At 41.0% G+C, this 8,974-nt stretch carries 7 protein-coding genes; all 7 read left to right on the top strand.

The window, feature by feature from the left end; translation table 11 throughout:
* Positions 1-365: 365 nt before the first annotated feature.
* The 7 genes from cas3 to cas2 are packed head-to-tail and all read left to right on the top strand — an operon-like array spanning position 366 to position 8,422.
* Entirely contained in the window at positions 366-2,846 is a 2,481-nt protein-coding gene (gene cas3, locus DW965_RS17795; RefSeq protein ID WP_117760997.1) for a CRISPR-associated helicase Cas3', read from the top strand.
* Between the two features lie 19 nt (positions 2,847-2,865).
* Positions 2,866-3,600 carry a type I-C CRISPR-associated protein Cas5c gene (gene cas5c / locus DW965_RS17790; RefSeq protein WP_117509538.1) on the top strand — a complete coding sequence of 245 codons (735 nt, stop codon included), beginning with the start codon at positions 2,866-2,868 and terminating at the stop codon, positions 3,598-3,600.
* Positions 3,597-5,531, top strand: coding sequence for a type I-C CRISPR-associated protein Cas8c/Csd1 (gene cas8c / locus DW965_RS17785; RefSeq protein ID WP_117760999.1), 1,935 nt, complete (start codon positions 3,597-3,599; stop codon positions 5,529-5,531). The genes cas5c and cas8c overlap by 4 nt, the downstream gene beginning before the upstream one ends.
* A 4-nt stretch (positions 5,532-5,535) precedes the next feature.
* Positions 5,536-6,393: a type I-C CRISPR-associated protein Cas7/Csd2 gene (gene cas7c / locus DW965_RS17780; RefSeq protein WP_117761001.1), complete on the top strand. Its 858-nt coding sequence runs from the start codon at positions 5,536-5,538 to the stop codon at positions 6,391-6,393.
* A 34-nt stretch (positions 6,394-6,427) separates the two neighbouring features.
* Positions 6,428-7,093 (top strand): CRISPR-associated protein Cas4, encoded by a 666-nt coding sequence (gene cas4, locus DW965_RS17775; protein WP_055264944.1) that lies wholly within the window; start codon positions 6,428-6,430, stop codon positions 7,091-7,093.
* Complete coding sequence (cas1c, locus tag DW965_RS17770) at positions 7,090-8,121, top strand: type I-C CRISPR-associated endonuclease Cas1c (RefSeq protein WP_117761003.1); 1,032 nt, start codon at positions 7,090-7,092, stop codon at positions 8,119-8,121. The genes cas4 and cas1c overlap by 4 nt, the downstream gene beginning before the upstream one ends.
* A 10-nt stretch (positions 8,122-8,131) precedes the next feature.
* The gene (gene cas2, locus DW965_RS17765; RefSeq protein WP_117761005.1) at positions 8,132-8,422 is read left to right on the top strand and encodes a CRISPR-associated endonuclease Cas2; all 291 of its coding nucleotides are present in this window, start codon (positions 8,132-8,134) and stop codon (positions 8,420-8,422) included.
* Positions 8,423-8,974: the final 552 nt, after the last annotated feature.

The following is an 8,974-nucleotide window of genomic DNA, read 5'->3' as shown; positions in this document are numbered from 1 at the left end:
TATTCTATACGTTATTTTCTAATTTGTAAAGTCTTCTATAATTTTAGAGTAAAAAATACTCTAACACACAAAGGAAGAATTACAAAATCTAAAAATCTTTGTAAATTCCCAATGTGAAAATAAAAATCAAATTGATACTAAGGCAGAAATGCGATTTAAGAGGAGAGGTGGTAAAAAGGATTTTGAATAGAATTATTTGACATGTCAAAGTAGAAAACGATGAGGTATAAACTAAATATATGATCGAACAAAAGTTTGAAAATATATTGCGCTACAGGTCGGAGTCTGCTATAATGTGGTAAAAATGAATAAAAAATCAGAACTTGACTCCGAAAAATAAACAAAATAGACAAAAGGAGAAAGTGATGAATAATACAAACGAAAATAAAACAAGTGACATTTATCTTGCACATGTGGATTTTGAAACAGGCCGTACCCAGAGCTTTCAGGAACATACAGATAATGTAACATCATATGCAAAAAGCATTTGTCCTATGGGAGAGATTCAGAAACTTGTCGAGGCGGCCGCACTTTTTCATGATGCGGGGAAACTCTCTGATGATGTGCAGAAAGATTTTCAAGATATCTTGAAAAAGGGGGATCAGGCACACCGAAACGATTTGGATCACTCAACCGCAGGTGGACGGATGCTATGGAAAATGATGCGGCAGAAAACAGCAGCAGAGCTGTTAAGTACAGTTGTGTACTCACATCATGGAATCAGCGACTGTATTGATTTTGAAAGCGGGTGTACCTTACAGGAACGCAGAGCGGAAAAAGAGTGTCAGGAAGACATTGTGAAGGAAAGATTTTTTCAGATCTTTGATAAAGAGAAAATCCAAAAAGTGTGCGAAGCAGCAGATGCACAATATGTTCAGATTAATAAAAAAATAGGAATGTTTGTGCGAAAAAGCACAAAACAAAATCGTCATTGTGGAAATGGATATTTTTATATTGGAATGTATTTCAGAGTATTGCTTTCTATGCTGCTTGACAGTGATTGGACAGATACGGAAAAATTTTTTCAGAATGAAGAATTGAAACAACGTATTTCAAAGAAAGAAATACAGAAAATATGGCAACAGAGTATACAATGTTTTGAGAACTATCTTAATCATGAAATTCGAAACAAGGCAGAAAATGGCCAGAGTCTTCAGGCAGTCCGGCAGGAGATTTCTGAGAGGTGCTATGAAGAGGCAGAAAAAGAAACGAGACTGTATCGTCTGACAGTACCAACGGGAGCTGGAAAGACATTAAGTAGTTTGCGCTTTGCACTGTATCGTGCCGAGCGGACCCAAAAACAGCATATTATTTATGTTGCCCCATTTAACAGTATTTTAAGCCAGAATGCCGATGAGATCCGGAGAGCAGTTGACGATCCGGATATCGTACTGGAACATCATTGCAATGTGATTCTTTCGGAGAAAAAGCAGGAGAAAGACTATAAAAAACTGACAGAAACATGGGATGTGCCAATTATTATGACATCAGCTGTACAGGTATTGAATGTACTTTTTTCGGGACAGAAAAGAGATATCCGCAGAATGCATACCTTATGTAACAGTGTGATCATTTTTGATGAGGTACAGGCCATTCCGAAGAAGTGTATGGAACTTTTTAACTTAGCAGTAAATTTTCTTACCAATTTTGCGGAATCGGATGTTGTATTATGTTCAGCTACCCAGCCATCCATTAAAGATTTGAAAGAGAATAATTTAAGTGAATGCATGGAGATGACGGAAATCATAGAAAAGTATGAAGAAGCCTTTCGAAGAACGGATATCGTAGATTTGACAGAAACAGAAGCGTATCCGGGCGGAATGGAAATTGAGGATCTCTGTGATTTTACGTTGCAGCAAGCTGAGACATTTCGAAATGTGCTGGTCATAGTAAATACAACCGAATGTGCAAAACAAGTATATGAAAAGATAAAAAGCAGCTGTTCAGACGAAGATCAAGTTTTTCACCTGAGCAATAAACTTTGCCCGCAAAATAAAGAGGACACGTTGGAAACGGTCCATGCGGCATTACGAAAAAATAGAGAATCCGGATATACAGGCAGAGTGATCTGCATCAGTACACCGGTTGTAGAAGCGGGTGTAAATTTTTCTTTTGGCTGTGTCATTCGATCAAAAGCGGGATTGGATCATGTGATCCAGGCCGCTGGAAGAGGAAATCGCCACAAGGAGTATCCCTGGTTTGGAAAGATTTACATTGTACAATTGACAAACGAGGCCGAAAGTCTGGAAAAGCTGCCAGAGATACAAGAAGAACAAAGAGCAGTACAAAAATTATTAGAACAATTTCGAAGTAAGCCTGAAATTTTTGAAAAAAGATTAGATTCGTCGAAAGCGATAGCGATTTATTATCAGTATTACTATCAGGTGCTGCAGGCTGATATCACGAAATTTCCGGCGAAAAATTATAAAACGACCTTGCTAGAAATGCTGGGAAAAAATTGTCCGGGAAGAAAACAATATTGGCATAAGTTTGAACAAGAGTATAAGGGGGGAATGGCACAGGCATTTGCAACGGCAGGAAAAGAATTTGAAGTTATTTCTAATGATTATAAGATTCCAGTTGTGGTTCCCTATAATGATGAGGCCAAAAAACTGATTGCAGCATTTGTCGGAGCAGATGGTGAGTATTTACCTTGGGAGGAAAAGCAGAGGATGCTGCGGGAACTGCAAAAATATACGGTTGGAATTTCAGAAGTGCAGAAGGAATGTCTTAATAATGCAATATATCAAATTAGTGATGAAGAAATACTCGCGTTGAGCGAAGGGTATTACAGCAATGAAGTTGGTGTGTTGGAAGAACCGCAGATGAACTTTGAGAACTATTAAACATATTGGAGGTGGTACAATGGAAAAACATGCGAATACCATAGAGTACGAGGTGTATGGGAACTATGCATTGTTTTCTGATCCGGTGGTGCGTGTTGGAGGCGAAAAAACAAGTTATTCAATTCCAACTTACGAGGCATTGCGAGGTATTACGGAAAGCATATTTTGGAAACCCACGATCTTTTGGGTAATTGATGAAATTCGCGTTATGAACCGGATTCAGACGGAAACAAAAGGTATTCGTCCTATTAAATACAATGGCGGAAACGAACTGGCATACTACACGTATTTAAAGGATGTGCGTTATCAGGTACGTGCTCATTTTGAATTTAATGAGCATCAGGTCAACATGGTACAGGATAGAAATGAGCGAAAATATCAGTGCATGTCAGAAAGAATGGTAAAGAGCGGAGGCCGGAGAGATATTTTTCTTGGAACAAGAGAATGTCAGGCATTTGTGGAACCGTGTGAATTTGGCAGTGGAGCAGGATATTATGATGATATGGAAAAAGATATAGATTTCGGTTTCTCTTATCACGGAATTACTTATGCGGAAGAAGCCGTTTTGTCGGAGGATCAGGGAAAAATGACGGTAAGATTCTGGGAGCATCCGACCATGACAAGGGGAGGCTACATCGTTTATCCCCGTCCGGAAGAGTGTACAATCAAACGTCATATACGAAAAATGCAGCCGAAAATATTTGAAAATATCGAGAAAGAAGAACATGAAAAAAGGGAGGTGAAAGATACGTGAACTGGGGAAGAGAAGCACTGGATTTGTACGAAAAAAATCTGAACAAGGTAGGAAAAATAGAATATCGTGGTGAATTTCCCTATACGCTGCTTCCAACATTCCACTCAACGGCAACGGCACAGATTACGGTAACCATTGATGAAGAAGGTAACTTTTTACATGGCGAACAGGTTCCTGCAAATGATAAATTTACCATTATTCCGGTTACAGAAAAATCAGGAAGCCGAACATCTGGAAAAGAAGCCCATCCCCTGTGTGATAATTTAAGATATCTGGCGGGCGATTATCCGCTTTATGTGGCGGACGATGGAAGCTGTTTTGAAATTTATATGGAACAATTAAAAAAATGGTATGAGTCAAAATTTTGCCATGATAAAGTAAGAGCAATTTATTATTATCTGCAGAAGAAAAGTTTGATGCATGATTTGATTGAACAGAAGGTATTGAAGCAAAATGAAGATGGAACGCTGGCAGAAAAGGAAACGATTCAGGGAATTGATCAAAGTAAAGCGTTTGTGCGATTTATTGTGCGCTCTTTAAGTAATCCACTGACAGAAACAGTTGATGAATGCTGGAAAGATAAGACCTTATGGGAAAAATATCAGCAGTATCAGCGGTCTATGGAAGGGGAAAAGGGACTTTGCTATTTAAGTGGAAAAAGAGAAAGTATTTCCTATCTACAGCCAAAGAAAATCCGAAATGAAGGAGACGGCGCGAAACTGATTTCTTCAAATGATAAGGATAATTTTACGTATCGTGGTCGATTTACAACGAAAGAAGAGGCATTTGCAATTGGAAATGAAACATCCCAGAAGGTTCACAACGCATTGAAATGGATTATCCGCAGACAGGGAGGCACATATGATACCATGGTGTTTGTTACATGGGAAACAGCGGAGGATTCAGCAGGAGAATTAGAAGTTCAATGGGACTCGGATACGGAGCATATTATATCTGAATTTGATGAATGGGATACCGGACTGGAAGATCCGGAGTTTGACACCAATGCGATCGGAGCGGAGCTGTTTCAGAAGGCGATGAGTGGGTATCGCACGCTGCAGAACGAGGAAAAATGTCCCACGACCATGAAATATATGGTGTTATTAGGAGTCGATGCAGCAACACCGGGGCGCCTGGCAGTCGTGGAAGCAAAAAAAATTGAAGAAACGCGATATTTAGAGAATATCAGAAAATGGCACAAGGACTGCTGGTGGCGTCATGAAAAATGGAGAGACGGAAAAAGAATTGTTTATTATGGCATGGTTGGAGTAAAGGAGATAGCGGATCTTTTATTCGGAATAGAAAATAATGGAAGTATTACCATTGTAGATGGAAACAGCAAAAAACTTTATGCTGAGGTTGCAAAGCGTATCTTGCCATGTATCTGGGATGGGCAGAGAATACCAGCTGATTATGTGGAAAGGGCGATAAATAAGGCATCTAATCCATTGGCATATAAAGAACGGAGAAACTGGGAGCAGATTTTGCAGCTTGCGTGCTCCATGGTTAAAAAAAGAAGAAAAGAACTTTATAAGGAGGAATGGAAAATGGCGGTAGACAAAAATTGTACAGAAAGAGATTACCTGTATGGAAGATTGCTTGCTGTAGCAGATCGAATTGAATATCGGACTTTTGATATGGATAAGGACAGAAGCAGAATTACAAATGCAAAGCGATACATGAATAATTTTTCGCAGAGACCGTTTGAAACCTGGAAAGTTATTGAAGAGAATATTCAGCCGTATTTGAACAAATTGCCAGTGCCGGAACGAAGATTTTATGAAAATCTGCTGGACGAAATCGAGGACGCATTTGAAAGTGTAAACGATTATCAGGAGAATAAACGTTTGAGCGGCTTATATTTACTTGGATTTCACAGTCAGTCCTGTGCGCTGAGAACTTACAAAACAGAGAAAACAGAGGAGGAATAAAGAAATGAGCGAATTAAAAGGAAAAATTGATTTTACATTATTTGTGAGTGCAACGAATGCAAATCCCAATGGAGATCCACTGAACGGAAACCGTCCGAGAATTAATCTGGATGGATATGGGGAAATTTCAGATGTCTGCATTAAACGAAAAATCCGAAACCGCCTGCAGGATCTGGGACAGAAAATTTTCGTGCAGTCAGATGACAGAACGGACGACTCATTCAAGAGTCTGAAGGAGCGCGCAGATGGTTGCGAGGAGCTTAAAAAACAGATGGGAAATAAGAAAGATGCGAGCAGAGATCTCTGCGCACAGATTGCATGCAGGGAGTGGATCGATGTGAGAGCATTTGGACAGGTTTTTGCATTTAAAGGAATTCCAGTATCCTTTGGCGTACGCGGTCCGGTGTCGATTCATCAGGCAGTAAGTCTGTCTCCGATTGATATCATGAGTATGCAAATCACCAAGAGCGTAAACAGCGAGGCCGGAAAAGAAGGAAAGGCATCTGATACGATGGGAACGAAACATAGAGTTGGGTTTGCTGTATACAAGGTGATGGGAAGTGTCAATGTGCAGCTCGCGGAAAAGACGGGCTTTACCCAGGAGGATGCTGAGATACTGAAAGAAGCACTCATGACATTGTTTGAAAATGATGCATCGTCAGCACGTCCGGAAGGAAGTATGGAGGTATGCCGGATGTACTGGTGGCAGCACGAGGAAAAAACACCGGCTATTTCGAGTGGAAAGATCCAGAGAGGATTTGACTGGAATAAAGATTTAGATCATCCGAGAAGCTTTAAGGATTATGATATTACCTGGAATGTAGAAGGATGCAGAGAACCGGAGATTTTTGATTTTGTCTAAAGATACGGTCGTTTTCCGTGAGGGGTGAATTGGAATGTATGATGAGGATGATTATCTGCAGTTGTCAGGAATTCAACATTTTGCATTCTGCCGGCGCCAATGGGCACTTGCATATATCGAGATGCAGTGGCAGGAGAATGTCCGCACGGTAGAGGGAAAGATTCTTCATGAAAATGCACATAATCCGGGTCTCAAAGAAAAAAGAGGAGATCTGCTGATTGTGCGTGCGATGCCGGTTCACTCCTGCGAAATGGGAGTGAGCGGCGAGTGCGATGTGGTGGAATTTCATCGGGTGAAAGAGGGGATTTCACTGCATGGAAAAGAAGGATTTTATCGTGTAGTGCCAATAGAATATAAGCGGGGAAAACCAAAAGAAGGAGAAGAGGATATCCTGCAGTTGGCAGCGCAGGCGTTTTGTCTGGAAGAAATGCTGTGTTGTGAAATCGAGTATGGATATCTTTATTACGGTGAAGTCCGCAGACGCCATAAGGTAGAATTTGATAATGCAATCCGGGAAAAAGTGAAGCAGATATTTGCAGAAATGCATAAGTATTATGAACAACAGTATACACCGAAAGTAAAAATAAGCAGGAAATGTAATGCATGTTCCTTGAAAGATATTTGTCTGCCGGTTTTAAATAAGAATAAATTGGTTGCGGAATACATTACCAAGAGAATGCAGGAAGAGGAAAATCTATGAAAAGATTGCTGAATACCTTGTATATTACTTATGGAAATCGTTATCTTTCACTTGATGGGGAAAATGTCGTAGTAATGGAGGATAAAAAGGAAATAGGAAGAATCCCTTTACATAATTTACAGGCGATCGTGACCTTTGGCTATACAGGAGCGAGTCCGGCATTAATGGGGGCGTGCGCGCAAAGAAACATTGAATTATCCTTTATGTCCGGAAATGGTCGTTTTCTGGCGAGAGTCAGCGGAGAAGAAAAGGGAAATGTGACACTGCGAAAAACACAATACCGCATCAGTGAGAAAAAAGAAGAAAGCGTCAAAATAGCAAAGAATTTTATTCTTGGCAAGGTCTATAATGCCAGGTGGGTGCTCGAGAGAGCCGCCAGAGATTACAGTATGCGGCTGGATGCAGAATTGCTTAAGAAAAAATCAGCTTTTCTGGGGCAGAGTATGAATAAAATCAGAGAATGTGAAGATGCTGGAACACTTTTAGGACTGGAAGGAGAAGCTGCATCGGTATATTTTTCCGCTTTTGATGAACTTATTCTGCAGCAGAAAGAGGATTTTTATTTTCATGGAAGAAATAAGAGACCACCGTTAGATAATGTGAATGCGATGCTTTCGTTTGGATATTCTTTACTGGCAGGAATGTGCGGCGGGGCGCTGGAAGCAGTGGGCCTGGATTCATATGTTGGATTTTTCCACACAGATCGTCCGGGACGAATGTCATTGGCGCTGGATCTGATGGAAGAATTTCGTAGCGTTATGGTAGATCGGTTTGTTCTGACACTTATCAACAAGAGGATTATGAAGCCAGAATATTTTTTAACTAAGGAAAACGGTGCCGTTATTATGACGGAGGAGGGACGAAAAGCCTTTCTTAGTGCATGGCAGGGAAAAAAACAGGAGATGATTACGCATCCATTTTTAGGCGAAAAGATCGAGTGGGGAATGGTTCCATATGCACAGAGCATGCTGCTGGCACGTTTCCTGCGAGGGGATCTGGATGAATATCCGCCATTTTTGTGGAAGTAGGTGATTTTTAATGCTGGTGCTGATCACATATGATGTAAATACACAAACCGTAGCAGGCAGAACGCGATTGCGCAAGGTAGCAAAAGAATGTACCAATTACGGCCAGCGAGTCCAAAATTCTGTCTTCGAGTGCCAGATGGATGCGGCTAAGTGCCGACAGGTAAAAGATATACTAGAAAAAATCATAGATAAAGAGACCGATAGTTTGCGGTTTTACTATTTGGGTGAAAAGTACAAAAACAAAGTAGAACATGTTGGTGCAAAAGCGGTATTTGACGTGATGGACACACTGATTCTGTAGTGCGAATGCCAAGTGCACAGAAAAAAGCAGGAAGATTCGCACTTGAAATTTAAAGGATTTTTGCTGAAAAGATAGAATTTGGGGGAGGAGGGAGATGAAATGAGGAAGAAAATATAGAGATATTGAATAAGCATAGCCGCGATTTAGAAGAAAAATTTGTCTAAATTTGCCGTCGCCCTCCGTGAGGGCGTGAGTTGAAATAAAAAACGAATGTTGTCTTGATATTTAAGTATAAAGTCGCCCTCCGTGAGGGCGTGAGTTGAAATGCCGGAGCATACGAAAACAATCGTCAAAAGCGGTCGCCCTCCGTGAGGGCGTGAGTTGAAATGTAAGCGTGGTGTTGCTGGAAGGATGGTTCGTGTTGTCGCCCCTCCGTGAGGGCGTGAGTTGAAATTTAAACCTTCCTACTTGAACAGTGCGGGGGCATCGTCGCCCTCCGTGAGGGCGTGAGTTGAAATGCCCGATTGCTCGTTGAAATGGAAGAGGGGGGGGTCGCCCTCCGTGAGGGCGTGGAGTTGAAATAGTATCGGATGATTGATGGTGATGGGCGCA

The organism is Blautia sp. AM47-4, assembly GCF_003479865.1.
In the GTDB taxonomy this organism is placed as follows: Bacteria; Bacillota; Clostridia; order Lachnospirales; family Lachnospiraceae; genus Fusicatenibacter; species Fusicatenibacter saccharivorans.
The sequence above is the reverse complement of the archived record's forward strand: the minus strand, read 5'-3'. Positions and strand labels throughout refer to the sequence as shown.

What these genes read in the sequence shown, in the direction of transcription:
- cas3 (WP_117760997.1), top strand. Translation starts at nt 366, where the DNA reads ATGAATAATACAAACGAAAATAAAACAAGTGACATTTATCTTGCACAT.
- cas1c (WP_117761003.1), top strand. Translation starts at nt 7,090, where the DNA reads ATGAAAAGATTGCTGAATACCTTGTATATTACTTATGGAAATCGTTAT.
- cas4 (WP_055264944.1), top strand. Translation starts at nt 6,428, where the DNA reads ATGTATGATGAGGATGATTATCTGCAGTTGTCAGGAATTCAACATTTT.
- cas5c (WP_117509538.1), top strand. Translation starts at nt 2,866, where the DNA reads ATGGAAAAACATGCGAATACCATAGAGTACGAGGTGTATGGGAACTAT.
- cas2 (WP_117761005.1), top strand. Translation starts at nt 8,132, where the DNA reads ATGCTGGTGCTGATCACATATGATGTAAATACACAAACCGTAGCAGGC.
- cas7c (WP_117761001.1), top strand. Translation starts at nt 5,536, where the DNA reads ATGAGCGAATTAAAAGGAAAAATTGATTTTACATTATTTGTGAGTGCA.